The organism is Paraburkholderia silviterrae (assembly GCF_004353915.1).
Classification (GTDB): Bacteria; Pseudomonadota; Gammaproteobacteria; order Burkholderiales; family Burkholderiaceae; genus Paraburkholderia; species Paraburkholderia silviterrae.
Genome location: NZ_SMRP01000001.1, coordinates 616,728 through 636,645 on the forward strand (window position 1 = coordinate 616,728; position 19,918 = coordinate 636,645).

At 66.5% G+C, this 19,918-nt stretch carries 18 protein-coding genes; 3 read left to right on the forward strand and 15 right to left on the reverse strand.

Annotated elements, in window-relative coordinates:
- Positions 1 to 201: 201 nt before the first annotated feature.
- Together EYW47_RS02675 and EYW47_RS02680 are read left to right on the forward strand one after the other, a co-directional pair.
- Positions 202 to 543, forward strand: a complete 342-nt coding sequence (locus tag EYW47_RS02675; protein ID WP_028219545.1) for an FKBP-type peptidyl-prolyl cis-trans isomerase — start codon at positions 202 to 204, stop codon at positions 541 to 543.
- A 57-nt stretch (positions 544 to 600) separates the two neighbouring features.
- Positions 601 to 1,407, forward strand: a complete 807-nt coding sequence (locus tag EYW47_RS02680) for an AraC family transcriptional regulator (protein ID WP_133193321.1) — start codon at positions 601 to 603, stop codon at positions 1,405 to 1,407.
- 66 nt (positions 1,408 to 1,473) lie between these two features.
- Here EYW47_RS02680 and EYW47_RS02685 read toward each other — a convergent pair whose 3' ends face one another.
- The 14 genes from EYW47_RS02685 to asd all read right to left on the reverse strand — a co-directional run bounded on the left by EYW47_RS02685 (position 1,474) and on the right by asd (position 17,971).
- The gene (locus EYW47_RS02685) at positions 1,474 to 2,358 is read right to left on the reverse strand and encodes an MOSC domain-containing protein (RefSeq protein WP_133193322.1); all 885 of its coding nucleotides are present in this window, start codon (positions 2,356 to 2,358) and stop codon (positions 1,474 to 1,476) included.
- 7 nt (positions 2,359 to 2,365) lie between these two features.
- The gene (locus EYW47_RS02690) at positions 2,366 to 3,562 is read right to left on the reverse strand and encodes an O-succinylhomoserine sulfhydrylase (RefSeq protein ID WP_133193323.1); all 1,197 of its coding nucleotides are present in this window, start codon (positions 3,560 to 3,562) and stop codon (positions 2,366 to 2,368) included.
- A gap of 283 nt (positions 3,563 to 3,845) precedes the next feature.
- Positions 3,846 to 5,390, reverse strand: coding sequence for an amidophosphoribosyltransferase (gene purF, locus EYW47_RS02695; RefSeq protein WP_133193324.1), 1,545 nt, complete (start codon positions 5,388 to 5,390; stop codon positions 3,846 to 3,848).
- Positions 5,391 to 5,563: 173 nt separating this feature from the next.
- Positions 5,564 to 6,058, reverse strand: a complete 495-nt coding sequence (locus EYW47_RS02700) for a CvpA family protein (protein ID WP_133193325.1) — start codon at positions 6,056 to 6,058, stop codon at positions 5,564 to 5,566.
- Between the two features lie 7 nt (positions 6,059 to 6,065).
- Positions 6,066 to 6,998 (reverse strand): SPOR domain-containing protein, encoded by a 933-nt coding sequence (locus tag EYW47_RS02705; RefSeq protein ID WP_133193326.1) that lies wholly within the window; start codon positions 6,996 to 6,998, stop codon positions 6,066 to 6,068.
- A gap of 48 nt (positions 6,999 to 7,046) precedes the next feature.
- The gene (gene folC, locus EYW47_RS02710) at positions 7,047 to 8,357 is read right to left on the reverse strand and encodes a bifunctional tetrahydrofolate synthase/dihydrofolate synthase (RefSeq protein WP_133193327.1); all 1,311 of its coding nucleotides are present in this window, start codon (positions 8,355 to 8,357) and stop codon (positions 7,047 to 7,049) included.
- Between the two features lie 238 nt (positions 8,358 to 8,595).
- Positions 8,596 to 9,468, reverse strand: coding sequence for an acetyl-CoA carboxylase, carboxyltransferase subunit beta (gene accD, locus EYW47_RS02715; RefSeq protein ID WP_133193328.1), 873 nt, complete (start codon positions 9,466 to 9,468; stop codon positions 8,596 to 8,598).
- A gap of 143 nt (positions 9,469 to 9,611) precedes the next feature.
- The gene (gene trpA / locus EYW47_RS02720) at positions 9,612 to 10,427 is read right to left on the reverse strand and encodes a tryptophan synthase subunit alpha (protein WP_133193329.1); all 816 of its coding nucleotides are present in this window, start codon (positions 10,425 to 10,427) and stop codon (positions 9,612 to 9,614) included.
- Positions 10,428 to 10,485: 58 nt separating this feature from the next.
- Positions 10,486 to 11,409, reverse strand: a complete 924-nt coding sequence (locus EYW47_RS02725; RefSeq protein WP_133193330.1) for a DNA-methyltransferase — start codon at positions 11,407 to 11,409, stop codon at positions 10,486 to 10,488.
- Positions 11,410 to 11,430: 21 nt separating this feature from the next.
- Positions 11,431 to 12,624: a tryptophan synthase subunit beta gene (trpB, locus tag EYW47_RS02730; protein WP_133193331.1), complete on the reverse strand. Its 1,194-nt coding sequence runs from the start codon at positions 12,622 to 12,624 to the stop codon at positions 11,431 to 11,433.
- Between the two features lie 62 nt (positions 12,625 to 12,686).
- Complete coding sequence (locus tag EYW47_RS02735; RefSeq protein ID WP_133193332.1) at positions 12,687 to 13,373, reverse strand: phosphoribosylanthranilate isomerase; 687 nt, start codon at positions 13,371 to 13,373, stop codon at positions 12,687 to 12,689.
- A 144-nt stretch (positions 13,374 to 13,517) separates the two neighbouring features.
- Positions 13,518 to 14,321, reverse strand: a complete 804-nt coding sequence (gene truA, locus EYW47_RS02740; protein ID WP_133193333.1) for a tRNA pseudouridine(38-40) synthase TruA — start codon at positions 14,319 to 14,321, stop codon at positions 13,518 to 13,520.
- 16 nt (positions 14,322 to 14,337) lie between these two features.
- The gene (locus tag EYW47_RS02745) at positions 14,338 to 16,674 is read right to left on the reverse strand and encodes a FimV/HubP family polar landmark protein (RefSeq protein ID WP_133193334.1); all 2,337 of its coding nucleotides are present in this window, start codon (positions 16,672 to 16,674) and stop codon (positions 14,338 to 14,340) included.
- 175 nt (positions 16,675 to 16,849) lie between these two features.
- Positions 16,850 to 17,971: an aspartate-semialdehyde dehydrogenase gene (gene asd, locus EYW47_RS02750; RefSeq protein WP_133193335.1), complete on the reverse strand. Its 1,122-nt coding sequence runs from the start codon at positions 17,969 to 17,971 to the stop codon at positions 16,850 to 16,852.
- Positions 17,972 to 18,060: 89 nt separating this feature from the next.
- On the opposite strand from asd, the gene EYW47_RS40730 reads away from it, so the two are divergent.
- Positions 18,061 to 18,321, forward strand: a complete 261-nt coding sequence (locus EYW47_RS40730; RefSeq protein ID WP_165976476.1) for a hypothetical protein — start codon at positions 18,061 to 18,063, stop codon at positions 18,319 to 18,321.
- Positions 18,322 to 18,353: 32 nt separating this feature from the next.
- On the opposite strand, the gene leuB is transcribed toward EYW47_RS40730, so the two are convergent.
- Complete coding sequence (gene leuB / locus EYW47_RS02755) at positions 18,354 to 19,421, reverse strand: 3-isopropylmalate dehydrogenase (protein WP_028219529.1); 1,068 nt, start codon at positions 19,419 to 19,421, stop codon at positions 18,354 to 18,356.
- Positions 19,422 to 19,918 lie beyond the last annotated feature (497 nt).

Below are 19,918 nucleotides of genomic sequence, written 5' to 3' on the forward strand. Positions count from 1 at the left end.
CCCCGGCTCGCGCCGCCGGACGCCGATGCGCGCGCATGCGCCGTGCCCGCGCGGTACCGGTGCATGTGAGCACACGGCGGGCACGAGGCAGGCCCACTTCGGGACGCCGTACCGGCAGAAACGCACACCGCCTGCGCGCCTCGCGCGGCCTGCAAAGCGCCTACAATAGCGCTTTTCCCTTTTCCGATTCAGGAGTGTTCCATGTCTATCGTGACCACCGCATCCGGCCTCAAGTACGAGGACCTGACCGAAGGCACCGGCGCCGAGGCGAAGGCCGGCCAGACCGTCAGCGTGCACTACACCGGCTGGCTGACGGACGGCCAGAAGTTCGATTCGAGCAAGGACCGCAACGATCCGTTCGCCTTCGTGCTAGGCGGCGGCATGGTCATCAAGGGCTGGGACGAAGGCGTGCAGGGCATGAAGGTCGGCGGCGTGCGCAAGCTCACGATCCCGCCGCAACTCGGCTATGGCGTGCGCGGCGCGGGCGGCGTGATTCCGCCGAACGCCACGCTCGTGTTCGAAGTGGAACTGCTCGACGTCTAAGCATCGCTGCGCTCGCGCGCTGCATCGCGCCGCTTCGTCTCGCAGGCATCGTTCGCCATGAATTCCCCGCACTCCTCTCCCGTCAACGCGCCCGGCGTCGCATTGCGCTGCTATGGCGCAATCGAGGAAACCGATCTGCACGATTTTCACCAGATCGTGCTCGGGCTCGACGGCGAGATGGTGATGACGGTGGACGGTGTCGGCGAGCGCATCGACCAGCGTTCCGCCTGGCTGATTCCGGCCGGCGCGCGGCACGACTATGCGGGCATCGGCGAGAACCGCCAGCTCGTGCTGGACTTGCCCGCCGCCGCGCTCGCGGTGCCCGAGCGGCTCTTCGACACGGCGCGCGCCGTGCGCATCGACCCTGCGCTCACGCAACTTGTGCGCGAGATCGCACAGCGCGCCGCACAGTCCGCCAGCGCGAACGAAAGCACCGGCTCGATGCGCGCGCGGCGCTTTCATTGGGACGCCTCGACACAACTGTGCGCGGCCGTGCTCGCGCAAGCGGGCCTCGCCGGCGATAGCGCATTCGAGGCCGCGGCGGGCCTCGACTTCGCCCGCATCGACCGCTGGCTGCGCGCGCATCTGGCAGAGCCGCTGCGCATCGCCGATCTGGCCGCGCATTGCGGCTTCGGCATGCGGCGCTTTCATCAGCTCTTTATCGAAGCGTTCGGCGAGACGCCGCATCGCTATCTGCAGCGCCTGCGCCTCGACACCTCGCTCACGCTGCTCGCGGACCCGCGTCTCTCGCTCACGCAGATCGCCCTCGATGTGGGCTTCGGCGACCAGAGCGCTTTCACGCACGCTTTCACGCGGCGTTTCGGGCTCGCGCCTGGGCAGTGGCGCGCGCTGCCAGCGCACTAGGGGCCCGCCCAGGCCAATAACAGGCCCTGGGAAGCCCCCTCTATCGCGCGGGCAAGCGCCGCGCCCTCACTCCTCGAAGCGGTATTCCCACTGGGCCTGTGCGCCCACCGCGAGACGCTCGCCCGCGCCCGCCACGACCATCGCGTTCTGGCCGAACGTGAGCCCCCCGTCCACGCGTGGATCGGCACGGAACACCGCGAGCGTGTCGAGCGGCTCGTCGGGCCACTCACCATCGCGCTCGCCCGTGAGCTGATCGATCGTCGTGATCGGGCAGCGCGCGCAAGGCTTGGCGAATCGCAGCACCACCTCGTGCGAGCCGGCTTCGCCGGCAATCGAAAGCGTGTCGATGAAGTCTTCGTCGAACGCATCCGCGCCGTCCACGACGATGTTGGGGCGAAAGCGGCTCATCGGCACGGGCGGCGCGCCCTTCGCCGCCAGGCGCGCGTTCAGGTCTGCCAGCGACGACTCGCTCGTGACGAGCAGCGGAAAGCCATCGGCGAATTGCGTGGGCACGTCCTCGTCGTTCGTCCACGTCTTGCTCGCGAGACGCGTGACGTCCTGCGCGAAACGCACGAGCCGCACGGGCACGCCGAGCGCCCGGGAAAACCACTGCGCGGCTTCATCGCCTTCGTCGAGTGCTTCGAACGTGTCCTTCCAGACCGTGGCCTGCACGCGGGCTTCATTGCCACGCGGCGTGAACGGCAAGAACAGCGGCGAATCGACCGGCGCGTCGGGACCCGTCATCGTGAGGCGCACGCCGCCCTCGACGAACGCGGGCACGATGCGCGCCATCGCCGCGATTTCGCGCTGCGAGACAAAGCGGCCCGATGCGTCGACCACCATCCAGTGGCGGTCCCATGGCAGCCCCGTCGTCTCGATCTGCGCGCGCTCGAGCGCGATGGCGCCGCAGGACTTCACCGGATAAACAAACAATGCGCGAATGACGGCCATGGCGACCTCACTGCGCCGCATCGAGACCGCGCGCCAGATCGGCGCGCACGTCGCGCGGGTCTTCGAGACCCACCGCAAGGCGGATCAGCCCTTCGGTGATGCCGGCCGCCGCGCGCGCCTCGGGCGTGATGCGGCCATGCGTCGTCGTGGCCGGATGCGTGATGGTCGTGCGCGTGTCGCCGAGATTGCCGGTGATCGAGCACACCTTCGTGCCGTCGATCACGCGCCAGGCGTTCGCGCGCTGCGCTTCCGGTGTGTCGCCCTCGAGCTCGAACGAGACGATCGCGCCGCCCGACTTCTGCTGTCGCTTCGCGAGCGCGTGCTGCGGATGCGATTCGAGCCCCGGGTAAAACACGCGCTTCACCGCAGGATGCGCTTCGAGCCAGCGCGCGATTTCGAGCGCATTGGCCGACTGCTTCTCCACGCGCAGCGAAAGCGTTTCCATGCCCTTGAGCAGCACCCATGCGTTGAACGCGGAGAGCGTCGGGCCCGCGCTGCGCACGAACGGAAACACCTTCTCCATGATGAACTGCTTCGAGCCCACGAGCGCGCCGCCGAGCACGCGGCCCTGGCCGTCGAGGAACTTGGTGGCCGAGTGCATCACCACGTCGGCGCCGAACTTGAGCGGCTGCTGCAGCGCGGGGCTGCAGAAGCAGTTGTCGACGACGAACAGCGCGCCCGCCGCCTTCGCGATCTTGCCCACCGCCTCGATGTCGGCCACTTCGGTGAGCGGGTTCGACGGCGTCTCGAGGAAGAACATCTTCGTCTCGGGGCGCACGGCGTTCTTCCACGCGTCGAGGTCGGACGGATCGACGAAGGTGGTCGTGATGCCGAACCTGGGGAAGATCTGCGAGAACATGCCGAGCGTCGAGCCGAAGAGGCTCTGCGAGCTGACGATGTGGTCGCCCGCCTGCAGCGCGGCCATCACCACCGACATGATCGCGGCCATGCCCGAGGCCGTGGCCATGCACGCCTCGCCGCCTTCGAGCGCCGCGAGCCGGTCCTGGAACATGGTGACGGTCGGGTTCGTGAAACGCGCGTACGTGTAGCCCGTTTCCGAATTCTTGAAACGCTCGGCCGCTTCGGCGGCGCTGCCGAAACAAAAGCTCGATGTGAGGTAGAGCGCTTCCGAGTGTTCGTTGAACTCACTGCGCAGCGTGCCCGAGCGGACCGCCAGCGTGTCGAAGTTGAGGTTCTCGTCCATGTTCGTGTTTTCCGTTTCCTGAGCCGTCATACCCGGCCCGCACGACGTACCAGCGCGTACGCACGGCGCACAGGCGCAAAAAAGCCCGCTTTGCGTCGGCAGAAGCGGGCTCTCTGAAAATGCGTGGAATCCGGGGGCGTTGCAGCCAATGAGCGGCGGCGCGGCCAGCGCCGTTCGCTTTAGCTGTTTTGGGTTGCCCCGCGTCCGCAAGCTGAGATCAAATCGACGCAAGCCCTCATGCTAGCACGGAGAGCACGCAACGCACGCGCTCCCCGCCCGCCGCTCACTCCACCGAGAGCTGCAGGTGCAGCTGCGAGCGCGTGCCGCCGTCCATCGCGTCGCTCGCGGCGTCGCGGTCCGACTGCGCCTGGGGCGCGAGGCGTGCCAGCTCGATGCTGTCGAGATACGTGCTCGTGATGTCGCCGGTGATGTAGTCGCCGTCGAAGCACGATGCCTCGAACTCCTTCAACTCCGGATTGATGTCGCGCACTGCCTGCTTGAGCGCATCCACGTCCTGATACACGAGGTGGTCCGCGCCGATGATGCGCGCCACTTCCTCATCCGTGCGGCCGTGCGCCACGAGCTCGCCGCGCGTGGGCATGTCGATGCCGTAGACGTTCGGATATTTCACCGGCGGCGCCGCCGAAGCGAAGATCACCTTGGTCGCGCCTGCGTCGCGCGCCATCTGCACGATCTCCTGCGAGGTGGTGCCGCGCACGATCGAGTCGTCGATGATCAGCACGTTCTTGCCCTTGAACTCGATGCCCATGGCGTTGAGCTTCTGGCGCACCGACTTCTTGCGCATGGCCTGGCCCGGCATGATGAAGGTGCGGCCCACGTAGCGGTTCTTGAAGAAGCCCTCGCGGTATTCCACGCCGAGCTTCTTCGCGACCTGCATCGCCGCGGGGCGCGACGAGTCGGGAATCGGCATCACGACGTCGATCTTCACGTCGGGCAGCTCGCGCCGGATCTTCTCGGCGAGGTAGTCGCCCATGCGCAGACGCACGTTGTACACGGGCACGCCGTCGAGCACTGAGTCCGGACGCGCGAGATAGACGAGCTCGAAAATGCAGGGGTTGAGCGTCGGCGCCGCGGCGCATTGCTGCGCGTAGAAGTTGCCCTCGGCGTCGATGAACACCGCCTCGCCCGGCTCCACGTCGCGCACGAACTCGAAGCCGATGCCTTCGAGCGCCACCGATTCCGAGGCCACCATCCACTCGGTGCCTTCCGGCGTTTCCATTTTGCCGATGCACAGCGGGCGGATGCCGAACGGGTCGCGGAACGCGAGCAGCCCGTAGCCGGAGATCAGCGAGACGATGGCGTACGAGCCGCGCAGGCGGCGGTGCACGCCCGAAACCGCCTTGAAGAGCGCTGCCGGATCGAGCTCTAGGCCCGAGCTCGCGAGCTGCACTTCGTGCGCGAGCACGTTGAGCAGCACTTCGGTGTCGGAATGGGTGTTGATGTGGCGGCGGTCCACACGGAACATCTCTTCCTTGAGCTGTTGCCAGTTCGTGAGATTGCCGTTGTGCGCGAGGACGATGCCGAACGGCGCGTTCACGTAGAACGGCTGGGCCTCTTCTTCGCTCGACGCCGAGCCGGCCGTCGGGTAGCGCACCTGGCCGATGCCGCTGGTGCCGGGCAGGCTGCGCATGTTGCGCGTGCGGAACACGTCGCGCACCATGCCGTTGGCCTTGTGCATGTGGAAGGTGCTGCCGTTCGCGGTGGCGATGCCGGCCGCGTCCTGACCACGGTGCTGCAGGAGCAGCAGCGCGTCATAGAGGAGCTGATTGACGGGAGAGCGGGAAACTACGCCTACGATGCCGCACATGGCAGGTCCTTCAAAAAAGCGAAATCAGCAGTGACGGCACGCTCGCGTCGGCCAGCCGGGCCGGCGGAATGCGCCGCATGATCGGGGAGTACCCAGGGCCTGTTCAGGCTAATGACAGGCCCCATGCAGTACTGCCGGTCGGCTGCGCCTGCCCTCACGCGATCAGCTTCTGATCAGACGTGAACGTAGGCCGCGAGCGTCTCGGGCAAAAACGGTTTCAGTTCGAGCACGCCCTGCACGGCATACGGCCGCAGCAGCGCCTTGCGCCAGAAGTCCTGCTGGGGCAGCTCGGTCAGTCCCGCGAGGACGACGAGAATCAGCACCAGCACGACGCCTCGCACGAGGCCGAACATCATGCCGAGCGAGCGGTCCACACCGGACAAGCCGCTCACCTGCACCAGCCGGCCGATCAGCGCGTTCGCCACCCCGGCCACGAGCACCACGCCAATCACGATCAGCGCGAAGGCGATCAGCCATTGGGTCAGCGCCCCGCCCGGCCAGTTCGCCGGGATGAAGGGCACCACGCGGTCCACATAGCGGCACGCCACGATGAGCGCCGCGATCCAGCCGATCAGCCCGAAAATTTCGCCGATGAGTCCGCGCCACGCGCCGCGCAGCGCGGACAAACCGATCACCGCCATTACAGCGTAGTCGAATGCCGTGAACATCGGCGGCTTATTGGGCGTTTGCGTTCGAGCCGGCCGTCAGGCCCGCGCCGCGCACCTTCGCGATCGCCTCCGTGGCCGACGCGCGGTCCGGGAACGGGCCTGCGCGCAGCAGCGTGTGCGTCGTGCCGTCGGCATCCTTGCCTTGCTCGGTATATGCGGGTACGCCCGCGGCTTTCAACTTCGCGACCCATTTGTTCGCGGCGGCGTCGCTGTTGAACGCGCCTAGCTGCACCGCGAAGCGCGCGCCCGGCGGCGCGGCGGGTGCGCTGGAGTCGTCATTGGCATTGGCACTGGCCGTCGCCGCGTCGGCGGCCTTGCCGCGCGACGCGAGTGCCGTCTCCGCGGACGGCGCGGCCGGCGCGGTCGGCTTCGAGGCCGTGCTACGCGGCGCCTGCGCGACCTGGGTCGATTGATTCGCTTGAGCTTGAGCTTGTGTTTGAGCGGCCGGCGCGGCGTTGGCCGGCGCCGCCTGTTTGGCTTGAGCCGATTGCGTCGATTGCGCGGTCCGCGCCGGCGCGGCGCCCGAGGTTGCCGCCGCGAGACTGGAGACGCCCGTTGCAGCATCCGTCGCAGCAGGATTATCCGGGGCGACGCCCGCCTGAGTGTCCTCGTCGCTGCGCGCGGCGGTCTTCGGCGCCGGGCGGCTCGGAATATCGATGGAGATGTCGTCGGTGACGGGTTTAGGGTGCGAGTCGAGCACCATCGGCAGGATCACGATGGCGGCCAGCACCAGCGCAATCGCGCCAACGAGGCGCCGGCGCGCGCGCTGCTTTTCCGGCAGGGTGGGATCGAGCAGCATCGCCTCGGCGTCGCCGGAGCGGGACGGCCGGCGGCTGCGACGCTCCACGCGCGTGTTCTGACTGCTCCGGCGGCGGGAGCCGGCTTCGGCGTCGCGTCGGCTGGGCGCGTCGTCTTTCTTGCCGAACGAGAAAATTCCCATGTATGGCTGCTTTTGGCCTGTGCGTAGTGGCTGTAGAGGGCCGCGCGATCAGTGCTGCTGCGACTTTCGCCAGGCCATGACGCCGGCAACCGTCAAAAAACTTCCGAAAACGATAATTCTATCATTTTCAGTCGCCCGTTTTAGCGCATCTTGAAACGCCGCGGCGGGCGTTGCATGGCGCGTAATGCTGCTGTCGGGGCCGTCTTCCACACCGGCCTCGCGCAGCACGTCTTCAAGCTGTTGCGCCGAAGCCGCACGCGGCAACGGCAGGTCGGTCACGCACCAATGGTCGATTTCGCCCTTCAGGTGTGCGACCACGCCCGCGATGTCCTTGTCGCGCATGGCGCCAAACACCGCGTACGTGTACGGAAAATACCCCATGCTGGAGAGATTTTGCCCGAGCACGGCTGCGGCGTGCGGATTGTGGCCAACGTCGAGGATGATCGACGGCTTGCCCGGCAAGACCTGGAAGCGGCCCGGCAGCTCGACATTGGCGAGGCCGAGGCGAATGTCCTGCGCCGATACCGGCACGCGATCGCGCATCGATTCGAGCGCGGCGAGCGCAGCCGAGGTATTGATCAGCTGATTCGCGCCGCGCAACGCCGGATACGCGAGCGACGAACGGCGCTGCGAGCGGCCCACGTAGTTCCACTGCTGACGCTCGCTGCCGGCCTGGCCTTCATAGCGGAAATCGCGGCCGAAGAGCCACAGATCGGCGCCGATGGCCTGCGCATGGTCGATGAGCGACTGCGGCGGCAGCGGGTCCGCGCAAATCGCTGGCCGGCCGGCACGGAAGATCCCGGCCTTTTCGAAGCCGATCTTCTCGCGCGTGTCGCCGAGATACTCGGTGTGGTCGAGGTCGATGCTCGTGATGACCGCGCAGTCGGTGTCGAGCACGTTCACGGCGTCCAGGCGACCGCCGAGACCGACTTCGAAGATCACGGCGTCGAGCCCGCGCGAGGCGAACAGATGCATGATCGCGAGCGTGGTGAACTCGAAGTAGGTGAGCGAGACGGGCGTGGCGAGCGCGTTGCGCGCGGCTTCCACGGCTTCGAAGTGCGGCAGCAGCTCAGTGTCGCTGGCCTCTTTGCCATCGATACGCGCGCGCTCGTTGAACGACAGCAGGTGCGGCGAGGTATGGCAGCCGACGTGATAGCCCGCCTTCAGCAGGATGGTTTCGAGAATCGCGCAGGTGGAGCCCTTCCCGTTCGTGCCGCCGACGGTGAACATCGGGCATTCGAACTTCAGGTTCAGCGCCTCCTTGACCAGGCGGATGCGCTCGAGGCCCATGTCGATGCCGACCGGATGCGCAGTTTCGAGATGCGTGAGCCACGCGTCGAGGGTAGGAAAAGTACTCATCGGGACGATTCAGGAAATCCGTGCACTGCGTGCGTTCGTGCAATGGCGCGCGGGTTCGGCGCGCCGTTCACGCTCGCGAGCCGCTGCGAAAGAACGGCATTATCGCGGAAATGACAACGCGCCGCTTGCTTTCGCTTGCGGCGCGTCTGACAAGGCGCGGAAGCTGCGAGTTCCGCGCCCTTGCAATTATCTTTGCTGCTTCGCCTTTACGACGACCCCAACGGGGGCTTGCGAGTACTCAGGCCACCGCATCGGCGGGCTGGCGCTGCAGCAACGCCATCAATTGGGCGATTTCTTCGCGCAGCTTGCGGCGGTCGACGATCATGTCGATCGCGCCCTTTTGCAGCAGGAATTCCGAGCGCTGGAAGCCTTCGGGCAGCTTCTCGCGCACCGTTTGCTCGATCACGCGCGGGCCGGCGAAGCCGATCAGCGCCTTCGGTTCCGCGATCACGACGTCGCCGAGGAACGCGAAGCTGGCCGAGACGCCGCCCATGGTCGGGTCGGTCAGCACGGAGATGAACGGCAGCTTGGCGTCCGAGAGCTTCGTGAGCATGGCCGTGGTCTTGGCCATCTGCATGAGCGAGAGCAGGCTTTCCTGCATGCGCGCGCCGCCCGAGGCCGTGAAGCAGATGAACGGCACTTGCTGCTCGAGCGCGTTCTGCGCGCCGCGTGCGAAGCGCTCGCCCACCACCGAGCCCATCGAGCCGCCCATGAACGAGAACTCGAAGCAGGCGACCACGCACGGCAGCGTGTGGATCGCGCCGCCCATGACGACCATGGCGTCGGTTTCGCCGGTGTCGTCCATCGCTTCCTTGATGCGGTCGGGGTACTTGCGGCTGTCCTTGAACTTCAGTGCGTCGACCGGCACGATTTCCTGGCCGATTTCATAGCGGCCTTCCGGATCGAGCAGACCGTCGAGGCGCTCGCGCGCGTTGATCCGCATGTGGTGGTCGCACTTCGGGCAGACGTGCAGGTTGGCCTCCACGTCGTTGCGGTACAGGACCGCTTCGCACGACGGGCACTTGATCCACAGACCTTCCGGAATGCTCTTGCGACTTTTCGGATCGGTTTGCTTGATCTTGGGCGGCAGCAGTTTATCGAGCCAGCTCATGAATGTTGATTCCTTGTTCGTGATGCGCGGGCGCGGACGGCCTGCCTGGTCGACCGGCACACCCGGCCGGTCCCACTGAGGCAGCATTTCGACCGGGTTCCGACCCCGACCGCGCATGGCGAAAAAGCGATTTTACAGCAGTCTCATTTCGCGTTGTCCGATACCGCATCGAGCGCGGTCCGAATGCCGCTCACAAACTGCGTGAGCGCCTCGGCGGCGGTCTCGGGCGGCGCCTGTTCGAGCAACTGCACGATACGGCTGCCGATCACGACCGCATCGGATACCTGGGCCACGGCGGCGGCGGTTTGCGCGTCGCGAATGCCGAAGCCGACGCCGACCGGCAACGGCACGCGCGCCTTGATCGCCGGGATTTTACTCGCGATGCTCGGGACGTCGAGGTTCGCGGCGCCGGTCACGCCCTTGAGCGAGACGTAATAGACATAGCCGCTCGCGGCGCGGCCCACTTCGGCGATGCGCTCGTCGGTGGAGGTGGGCGCGAGCAGGAAGATCGGGTCGATGTCGGCGGCTTTCATCTTCGCGGCGAATTCCACCGACTCCTCGGGCGGATAGTCGACCACCAGCACGCCGTCCACGCCCGCGGCCTTCGCGGCGGTGGCGAACGCGTCGGCACCCATGCGCTCGATCGGGTTGGCGTAGCCCATCAGCACGACGGGCGTCTGGTCATCGGTTTCGCGGAAACGCTTGACGTCGGCGAGCACGCTCTTGAGCGTCACGCCCTTCTCGAGCGCGCGCTCGGACGACTGCTGGATCACCGGGCCGTCGGCCATCGGGTCCGAGAACGGCACGCCGAGCTCGATCACGTCGGCGCCGCCAGCGGCGAGCGCATGCATGAATTCGACCGTACGCGCCGGATCGGGGTCGCCGGCGGTCATGAACGGGATCAGGCCTTTCTTGCTGGAGGCGGCGAGCGCCTCGAACGTGGTTTTGATGCGGGACATAACAAGGGTCCTCAGATTCGGTCGTTACCGCGCGGCGCGAGCCGGCGGCGGGGGCGCGTCATGCGCCCGCAGCATCGATAGCGGCAGCGTGCGCGGAGGCGGCCATGGCGGCCGCGCTCACGCGTTCGCGCGCGATCGCGCAGTAACTTTCGTTGATTTCATAGCCGACGAATTCGCGCTTGTGACGCGCGCAAGCGACTGCCGTGGTGCCGCTGCCCATGAACGGGTCCAGCACGCGGCCGCCCGGCGGGCAGCTCGCGAGCACCATGCGCTCGACGATCTCAAGAGGCTTCTGGGTGGGATGATCCACGCGCTCGGCGTGCTGCCGGTGCAGCCGCGAGACGGACCAGATGTCCTTGGGGTTGTAGCCGAGCTCCAGCCACTTGCTGCCTTCGAACAATTTGCGCGAACGCGCCTTCTTCGTGACGGCATCGTACGGGATGCGGACGGGATCGAGATCGAAGTAATAATCCTTCGAGACCGCGAAGAAACCGATGTTGTCATGCACCGAGGTGAAGCGGCGGGTCGTGCCGCCCATGCTGGGCACGCGACGATCCCAGACGATCTCGTTAATCATCGTCATCTTCGACTTCAGATAAACGAAGATCTCGGGCGCGTATTGCCAGGTGCAGAACACATAGAGCGAGCCGCTCGCCTTGAGCTTTGGAATCGCCAGGTCGAGCCACTCGTACGTCCAGGCGAGGAAGTCCTCGCCCGAGCGCATGTCGGAGTCGTTGCCGTAGTCCTTGCCGAGCCCGTAAGGCGGGTCGGCGACGATCAAATCGATCGAGGCGTCGGGCAGGTTCGCCGCATCGGTCAGGAAATCGCGGTTCAGGAGCCGGATGCCATCGGGTACGGCAGGCACAGCCGGCACCGGGGGCACCACGGCTGGCGCTTCGGCGGCCGCTACGGGAGCAGTCGCCTCGGCACCGGCCTCGCCCATGGGCGCCGGCATCTGCGGCTCGTCGAACTCGTCACGCATCGCTTGTGTCGCTCCGGGCGCTCAGAACTGGATGCCCGATCGCTCGGCGACCGTGTGCATGTCCTTGTCGCCGCGGCCCGACAGGTTCACCAGCAGAACCTTGTCCTTGGGCAGCGTGGGCGCGAGCTTCGCCGCGTACGCGAGCGCGTGGCTCGATTCGAGCGCCGGAATGATGCCTTCGATGCGGCAGCAGTCGTGGAACGCCTTGAGCGCTTCCTCGTCGTCGATGGTCACGTACTGCGCGCGGCCGCTGTCCTTGAGCCACGCGTGCTCGGGACCGACGCCGGGATAGTCGAGGCCCGCCGAGACCGAGTGCGTCTCGATGATCTGGCCGTTCTCGTCCTGCAGCAGATAGGTGCGGTTGCCGTGCAGCACGCCTGGCGTGCCGGCCGCGAGCGAGGCCGCGTGACGGCCCGTCTCCATGCCATCACCGGCAGGCTCGACGCCGATCAACTGCACCGAACTATCCTCGATATACGGGTAAAAGATACCCATCGCGTTCGATCCGCCGCCCACGCACGCGATCACGGCGTCGGGCTGGCGACCCGTCATTTCCGGCATCTGCACGCGGCATTCGTCGCCGATCACGCGCTGGAAGTCGCGCACCATCATCGGATACGGGTGCGGGCCCGCCACGGTGCCGATGATGTAGAAGGTGTTTTCGACGTTGGTGACCCAGTCGCGCATGGCTTCGTTGAGCGCGTCCTTGAGCGTGCGCGAGCCCGATTCCACGGGCACCACGGTCGCGCCGAGCAGCTTCATGCGGTAGACGTTGGCGGCCTGGCGGCGCACGTCTTCAGCGCCCATGTAGACCACGCACTCCATGCCGAAGCGCGCCGCGATGGTCGCGGTGGCCACGCCGTGCTGGCCCGCGCCGGTTTCCGCGATCACGCGCGGCTTGCCCATGCGCTTGGCGAGCAGCGCCTGGCCGATCACGTTGTTCACCTTGTGCGCGCCGGTGTGATTCAGGTCTTCGCGCTTGAGATAGACCTGCGCACCGCCCAGCAGCTCGCTCCAGCGCTGCGCGTGATAAATCGGCGACGGACGGCCGACAAAATGCTTCAACTCGCGCTGATATTCGGCGACGAAGTCGGGATCGTCCTTGAATTTCGCGTAGGCATCGCGCAGCTCGTCGATCGCCTGCATGAGGGTTTCGGCAGCGAACACGCCGCCATAGGGGCCGAAATGGCCACGTTCATCTGGCAAATTGTACATAAGTCACTCGCTCGGCCGGCCGGGGCACTCTGCGTTGCGCAAAGGCTGGCTGGCCCAAGAAATTATCCCGCGTCCGCTTCGCGCACTGCGCGCACGAACGCCGCCATACGGGCGTGATCCTTCACGCCCTTGGCGCCCGGCACCTCGATGCCACTGGAGACATCGACGGCGAACGGACGCACCTGGCGAATCGCATCACTGACGTTTTGCGCGTTCAAGCCACCACTTAAAACGGCCCGACGCGCGAGCCCTGCGGGGATAAGTGACCAATCGAAGACCTTCCCGCCGCCGCCGTAGCCTTCGACATGGGTGTCGAAAAGCAGGCCGCTGGCTGATGAATAACGATTTGCCGATTCTATCAAATCGGCCTCGCGAGTATCGGCCGCCACACGCAACGCGCGCAACCAGGGCAAACCGGCAACCGATGCCAGCGACTCGCACTGCTCGGGCGTTTCATCGCCGTGGAACTGCAACAGCGTGAGCGAAACGTTGCTCGCCACCTCGCCGACCCATTGCGGCGTGGCATTCACGAAGAGACCCACGACCGAGACGAACGGCGGAATGTCGTGAGTGAGCTCGACGGCCTGGGCCACGCTCACCGAGCGCGCGCTCGGCGGATAGAACACGAGCCCGATGGCATCGGCACCAAGATCAATGGCGTGCGCGACCGCCTCGGGCGTCGAAAGCCCGCACAGCTTGATGCGCGTGCGGTGCGTGGCGGCGGTGGCGGATTGCTCGGCTGGCGTCATGGGTTGAGGCTCGATGGCTTGTTTTGCTGTTTCAGGTTTTGCGCGGCGCGCTTTTGCAGACGCTTTTTGCACGGCGCTTTTTGCACGATCTTCGCGCCGCTTTATGGCGCAATTGCGCATTTTCAGAACCGGATGCGGGCGAACCTAAGGTGCGTCGGTCCAGACCGTGCTCCACGGCACACTCGCCGTATGCGCAGCGGGTACCGCGAACTCATCAGGATAGCCTACTTGCGCGAGATACAGGCCATCCGGCATGAAGGTCGGCGCGGCCTTCGTGCGGTCGAGCCCGGCCAGCACCTCGGCCATCCACGCGGCAGGATAGCGGCCCCGCCCCACCGCCACGAGGCCGCCCATCAGGTTGCGCACCATGTGGTGGAGAAAGGCATTCGCACGGAAGCGAAAGTGGATGAAGTCGCCGAGCGGCCGGATGTCGATCTGATACAGGTGCTTCACAGGCGTCTTCGACTGGCACTCGGACGAGCGGAACGCCGAAAAATCGTGCTCGCCGATCAGGCAGGCGGCCGCTTCGCGCATCGCGTCGACGTCGAGCGGCGTGTGGATCCATCCCGCGCGGCCCGCCAGCATCGGCGAGCGCACGGCGTTCACGTAGAGCGCGTAGTAGTACGTGCGCTCGAACGCCGAAAAGCGTGCGTGGAACGCCTCGGGCATCGGCTGCGCCCACTGCACAGCTACCGTCGATGGCAGGAACGCGTTGGTGCCACGCACCCACGAAAATGGCGTGCGGTCGAGATCGGTGTCGAAGTGCACGACCTGGCCGAGGCCGTGCACACCCGTGTCGGTGCGGCCCGCAACGACCGTGGGTAGCGGCACGGTCGCGAACTCGCGCAGCGCGCGCTCGAGCGTGTCCTGCACCGTCTTGCCGTGCGGCTGCGATTGCCAGCCGCAGAACGCGGCGCCGTCGTACTGGATTCCTAGCGCGATACGCATATGACGGGCGTCGGCGTCAGGATAGCGGCGAGAGCGTCGACAGCAGCGCCTGCGCGTCGGCGCGCGTGGCGTGGTCGTTCGACTCGATCACTTCGTTGATCAGCGCGCGGGCGCCCGACAGGTCGCCGAGCGCGATGTATTCGTGCGCGAGGTCGAGCTTGTTGCGGGCGATGCGCGAAAGTTGCTCGTGCGTGAAGACCGGCAGCGGCTCGGCGGAATCGGCCGGCAGATTCAGGTCGAAATCGAGCGTGAGCGCACCGAAGCGCGGCGCGCCCAGGCCCGCGATCGCGCCGGCGCCCGCGGTGCCTGCTTCGATGGCCTCGCCAACCGGCGGCTCGGGCGGCTGGACAAACGGCAGCGATTGACGCGCGATCGTCTCGGGCGTCGCGACCGGCTCCGTCGAGATCGGGACGCCCGGCATGGGCGCGGGCGTTTCGATGCGCGGCGGCAACGGCATGTCGAGGCCGCCGAGGGCATCGGCGGCGGACTTCGGAAACTCCTGCGGGACTTCCAGCTTCGGTACTTCCTGATGGGGCATTTCTACTTTTTGTTCTAGTGGGACAGCGGATGCTGCAAACGCTTCTGGCGGCGCTTCGGACGCGGCCTCGTCGCCCGGCATCGCGGGCGTGTGCAGATGCGGCGCTGCTGCCTCAGCAGGCGCCTCAGGTTCAGTCGACGCCTCGGGCGCCGACGCTTCGTTGGCGGCGGGTGCGTGCTGGTCGGCCGAAGCGCCCGGGATCGTCAGCTCGATCGGGCGCGGCTCGGCACTGCGCGCCTCGTGCGCGGCATCGGCCTCGGCCTCGGGCTGATCCTGGGCTTCGGCCTGGCGTGCCAGTTCCTCCATTTCGCCCACCGTGCGCAGCCCCACCAGCCCTTCGGGCGGCAATGCGGACGCGCCCAGTTCCGCTGCGGCGGCAAGGCTTGCGGCATCGGTTGCGCGATCGAGCGCGGCGTCATGCTGCGGCGCCTCGGCTTGTACCTTGGCCGCTTCAGCGGCCTTGGCGGCCTCCATTGCGGCTGCGGTGGCTGCAACCGCACCGGCCGACAACGGCGCAGCCGGCTGTGCAAGCGATTCGGGCGGAACCGGTGCATCCTCGCGCGCCGGCTGGGGCGCGGAAGTTGGCGTGGCGCTCGAGACGGCGGACGACGGCGGCACGTCCAGCGCATTGGCCGCATTGGCCGCATTGGCCGCAGGCGCCGGCTTGCGGCGCTTGCGCATGAGCAAGCGCACGATCAGCGCGACGAAAGCCAGCACGAGCGCGGCCACAACGCCCAGCGTCACGGGCGAGACCTCGGGCTGCGCGCCATGTGCGCCCAGCACCGCGCCGCCTCCGGCGGCACCGCCCTGCGCACCCGCCGTCCCGGCCGGAGCGCCGGCTACTTGCGCCTGCTTGCCGATGCCGTGCTGCTGCAACGCCATCAGCACGCGATTCTTGAGTGCAAGCAACTGCTGCAGGCTCGACACCGTGACGGGCGCCGATGCCGCCGCGCCCGGCGTGGCGGACGCACCCGATGCCGCGCCTGCGGCCGGTGCGGCCTGGATCGCGCCGCTCCACGAATGGGCATCGCTGGCCGATGCGGGCTCCGCGCTCGCGTTCGCTGCGGCCGAAGCGCCGGACGCCGCCGCATTCGCTGCGCTCGCACCGGCCTCCATTGATGCCGACGCGCCAGCCGCACCGCTCGCCGCGGCCGTGCCGGCATTCGCGACCGTGCCGGCGCTTGCGCCTGTTGCGGCGCTGGCGGAAGCGGCCACAGTGGTCGCCGCATGGGTTGCGGCACTGGCGCCCGTGGCACCAGAAGCCAGGGCAGCGCCAGGCGCCGCAGCCGGCGCGCTCGCCGCAGCGGCAGGCGCCACTGCCGAAGCCCCCGCCGCAGGCGCCGAAGCAGCGGCTGCGGCGCTGGCCATATCGGGCGTGCCCGGCACGTTCAGCACGGCGCCCACTCTGAGGCGGCTCGGATCGTGCTTCATGAACGCTGCGGGATTCGCGTCGAACAGCGCCTGGCTCGCGCGCGCGAGCACCGTCTTGTCGTGCGACTGCGTGACATCGACTGCCACATCGTGCAGCGACTGCCCCGCGCGGACGGTGTACTGGCCGACCACGGGCAGCGCCGCCGCAGCGGCGGAAGCGCCCGACGCGGCAGCAGCCGAACCGCTCGCCGCTGCTTGTGCCGTTGCTTGCGCCGCTGTCGGTGCCGCTGCTCGTGCCGCTGTCGGTGCCGCCTTGGCGCCGCCTTGCGCGTGAGCCACGCCGCAGGTACCGGCCATGGCGGCCATCGCCGCCGCAGAAACGGCAACGGCGATACGCCGCGCTTTCATGTTCAGGTTGGTAACGGATTCAAATCGAACGATCATCAGATGCCCTGGCACACCGCTCGCGCGGCAGTCGATGAAACGGGAATTCGTTGCGTACGGGCGCACTGGCCATGTGCCAGTTTCCGGAAATCATCCGGAAATAAAAAAGCGCCGCGACAGGCGCGGCGCTTTTATCACCCTGTCTACGCGTCATCAGGCGCGTAGTTTAATTCATTCACTTGTCGAGCAGAATGCGCAGCATGCGACGCAGCGGCTCGGCGGCGCCCCACAGCAACTGGTCGCCCACCGTGAAGGCGGACAGATACTCGCCGCCCATCGCCAGCTTGCGCAGGCGGCCGACCGGCACCGAGAGCGTGCCCGTGACGACTGCCGGCGACAGCTCGCGCATCGAGACTTCGCGCTGGTTCGGCACGACCTTGACCCAGTCGTTGGCCGAGGCGAGGATGCCGTCGATCTCGTCGAGCGGCACGTCCTTCTTGAGCTTGATGGTGAGTGCCTGCGAGTGGCAGCGCATCGCACCGATGCGCACGCACAGGCCGTCCACCGGAATCGAGCCCGGCTGGCCCATGGCCGGCTTGCCGAGGATCTTGTTGGTTTCGGCGCCGCCCTTCCACTCTTCCTTCGACATGCCGTTGCCGAGGTCCTTGTCGATCCAGGGGATCAGCGAGCCCGCGAGCGGGACGCCGAAGTTCGCGGTCGGCATGGCGTCGCTGTTCATGGTGGCGAGCACCTTGCGGTCGATGTCGAGAATCGCCGACGACGGGTTCGCCAGATCGGTCGCGACGGCCGCATTGAGCGCGCCCATTTGCGCGAGCAGCTCGCGCATGTTCTGCGCGCCCGCGCCCGACGCAGCCTGGTAGGTCATGGCCGTCATCCAGTCGACGAGGTTCTCGCGGAACAGGCCGCCGAGCGCCATCAGCATCAGGCTGACCGTGCAGTTGCCGCCGATAAAATCCTTCTGGCCCTTGACGAGCGCGTCCTTGATGACGTCGAGGTTGACCGGGTCGAGGATGATGACCGCGTCGTCCTTCATGCGCAGCGACGAGGCCGCGTCGATCCAGTAGCCGTTCCAGCCCGCCGCGCGCAGCTTCGGATACACCTCGTTGGTGTAGTCGCCGCCCTGGCAAGTGATGATGATGTCGCACTTCTTGAGCTCGTCGACGCTGTTCGCGTCCTTGAGCTTCGTCTCGTTTTTGGCGAACGACGGCGCTGCGCCGCCTGCGTTACTGGTGCTGAAAAACACCGGTTCGATCAGGTCGAAATCGCGTTCTTCCTGCATGCGCTGCATCAGCACGCTGCCGACCATGCCGCGCCAACCTACGAGACCTACGTTCATGATTAACCCTTGAAATGGACACTTCCCCGCTTCGCTCGCCCGGCGTGGCCGCGCGGGGAAGATGAGCGGGCACGACGAGCGATCAACGAGTGGTGATCGTTTTGGTAATAATCGTTTTCGTGGTGATGGCGAGCGTAATCACACGGGCCGTGCCGTGGATGTTCGAAACAGAAGTGATCTGGGGGATCGTCGCCATCGAAACAATATACACGAAAACCGTAATTTCGCGCGGGGCCTACCCGCACTTTCCGCTATTTGCGACGGGCCTTGGCCGCGCCGCCGCCGCGCGTTTTGCGTACGCGCGCTTCTCAAGACATTGCGCGATACATCTGAAAAAAGGGCACGCCTGAATGCTGATCAGGCATACCCTTTTACGACTGCTTTACAGCGCCGCGACCACCGCGTCGCCCATCGCCGCCGTGCCGACCTGCTTGCAGTCCGGCGTGATGATGTCGCCCGTGCGATAGCCCTGTTCGAGCACCTTCTTCACTGCATTCTCGATGCGCTCCGCCTGCTCGGCGCGGCCGAGCGAATAGCGCAGCATCATGGCGGCCGAGAGGATCGTCGCGAGCGGATTGGCGATGCCCTTGCCCGCGATATCCGGCGCCGAGCCGTGCGAGGGCTCGTACAGGCCCTTGTTGTTCTTGTCGAGCGAGGCCGAGGGCAGCATGCCGATCGAGCCCGTGAGCATGGCCGCTTCGTCCGAGAGGATGTCGCCGAACATGTTGCCGGTGACCACCACGTCGAACGCCTTGGGCGCCTTCACGAGCTGCATGGCCGCGTTATCGACGTACATGTGCGAGAGCTCGACGTCCGGATATTCCTTCGAGACATCGATCATGATGTCCTTCCAGAACTGCGAGGTTTCGAGCACGTTGGCCTTGTCGACCGAAGTGAGCTTCTTCTGGCGCTTTTGCGCGGCCTGGAACGCCACGTGCGCGATGCGGCGCACTTCGGGCTCCGCATAGCGCATCGTGTCGAAGCCTTCGCGCGCGCCCTTGAAGTTGCCGTCCGGCGCCTCGCGCGTGCCGCGCGGCTGGCCGAAGTAGATGTCGCCGTTCAGTTCGCGCACGATCAGGATGTCGAGGCCCGAGACGATTTCCGGTTTCAGCGACGAAGCACCCGTCAGTTGCGGATAGCAGATCGCCGGGCGGAAGTTCGCGAACAGCTCCAGATGCTTGCGCAGGCCCAGAATGGCTTGTTCCGGACGCAGCGCGCGTTCGAGCTTGTCGTACTTCCAGTCGCCCACGGCGCCGAAGAGGATCGCGTCGGCGGCCTTCGCCAGAGCGAGCGTGGCCTCGGGCAGCGGATGGCCGCTTGCCTCGTAGCCCGCGCCGCCAACGGGCGCTTCTTCCAGCTCGAACTTCTCGCCGAGCGCGTTGAGAACCTTGACGGCTTCCTTGATGATCTCGGGACCGATGCCGTCGCCCGGCAACACTGCAATCTTCATCTTTTGATTCCTCGATACGGTTTGTGTTGGGTGCGCTGTGCGCGCCGATGGTCGATTTAGGTTGTTTGAACAGGCTGGTGCCTGGGGTCTTGCGCTCGGGCCTTCGGTGCTATTGCCCTTTGGCCTTAACTTGTATTCGCGGCGGGCCGCATGCGTTGCCCCTGTGCGGGGCGGCACCTACTTTTCTTTGCAGCCGCAAAGAAAAGTAGGCAAAAGAAAGCGGCTCACACCGCCAGTGTGACGCCGTCCCCCACTGCCCTGTCCTTCGGAGCGGCTCCGGAGCATCCGTCTCCTCGCACACTCCGCCTTAGTGACAAAGGACTCATGCTTCCCGCCACGTGCTACGCGCGGGCGGAAGGGTCTGCATGGAAAACCAGGCGTGTGGCCAGGCCATACGCAGGAATCCTGCCAATACGCATGCACCCCACCGGTCTTGGGTTATGCCCCTCGGCGCGCGAAGCGCCGCCGGAGGTATGAGTCCTTAGTCACTCCGATAT

What these genes read in the sequence shown, in the direction of transcription:
- EYW47_RS02675 (WP_028219545.1), top strand. Translation starts at nt 202, where the DNA reads ATGTCTATCGTGACCACCGCATCCGGCCTCAAGTACGAGGACCTGACC.
- EYW47_RS02680 (WP_133193321.1), top strand. Translation starts at nt 601, where the DNA reads ATGAATTCCCCGCACTCCTCTCCCGTCAACGCGCCCGGCGTCGCATTG.
- EYW47_RS02685 (WP_133193322.1), bottom strand. Translation starts at nt 2,358, where the DNA reads ATGGCCGTCATTCGCGCATTGTTTGTTTATCCGGTGAAGTCCTGCGGC.
- EYW47_RS02690 (WP_133193323.1), bottom strand. Translation starts at nt 3,562, where the DNA reads ATGGACGAGAACCTCAACTTCGACACGCTGGCGGTCCGCTCGGGCACG.
- purF (WP_133193324.1), bottom strand. Translation starts at nt 5,390, where the DNA reads ATGTGCGGCATCGTAGGCGTAGTTTCCCGCTCTCCCGTCAATCAGCTC.
- EYW47_RS02700 (WP_133193325.1), bottom strand. Translation starts at nt 6,058, where the DNA reads ATGTTCACGGCATTCGACTACGCTGTAATGGCGGTGATCGGTTTGTCC.
- EYW47_RS02705 (WP_133193326.1), bottom strand. Translation starts at nt 6,998, where the DNA reads ATGGGAATTTTCTCGTTCGGCAAGAAAGACGACGCGCCCAGCCGACGC.
- folC (WP_133193327.1), bottom strand. Translation starts at nt 8,357, where the DNA reads ATGAGTACTTTTCCTACCCTCGACGCGTGGCTCACGCATCTCGAAACT.
- accD (WP_133193328.1), bottom strand. Translation starts at nt 9,468, where the DNA reads ATGAGCTGGCTCGATAAACTGCTGCCGCCCAAGATCAAGCAAACCGAT.
- trpA (WP_133193329.1), bottom strand. Translation starts at nt 10,427, where the DNA reads ATGTCCCGCATCAAAACCACGTTCGAGGCGCTCGCCGCCTCCAGCAAG.
- EYW47_RS02725 (WP_133193330.1), bottom strand. Translation starts at nt 11,409, where the DNA reads ATGCGTGACGAGTTCGACGAGCCGCAGATGCCGGCGCCCATGGGCGAG.
- trpB (WP_133193331.1), bottom strand. Translation starts at nt 12,624, where the DNA reads ATGTACAATTTGCCAGATGAACGTGGCCATTTCGGCCCCTATGGCGGC.
- EYW47_RS02735 (WP_133193332.1), bottom strand. Translation starts at nt 13,373, where the DNA reads ATGACGCCAGCCGAGCAATCCGCCACCGCCGCCACGCACCGCACGCGC.
- truA (WP_133193333.1), bottom strand. Translation starts at nt 14,321, where the DNA reads ATGCGTATCGCGCTAGGAATCCAGTACGACGGCGCCGCGTTCTGCGGC.
- EYW47_RS02745 (WP_133193334.1), bottom strand. Translation starts at nt 16,674, where the DNA reads ATGATCGTTCGATTTGAATCCGTTACCAACCTGAACATGAAAGCGCGG.
- asd (WP_133193335.1), bottom strand. Translation starts at nt 17,971, where the DNA reads ATGAACGTAGGTCTCGTAGGTTGGCGCGGCATGGTCGGCAGCGTGCTG.
- leuB (WP_028219529.1), bottom strand. Translation starts at nt 19,421, where the DNA reads ATGAAGATTGCAGTGTTGCCGGGCGACGGCATCGGTCCCGAGATCATC.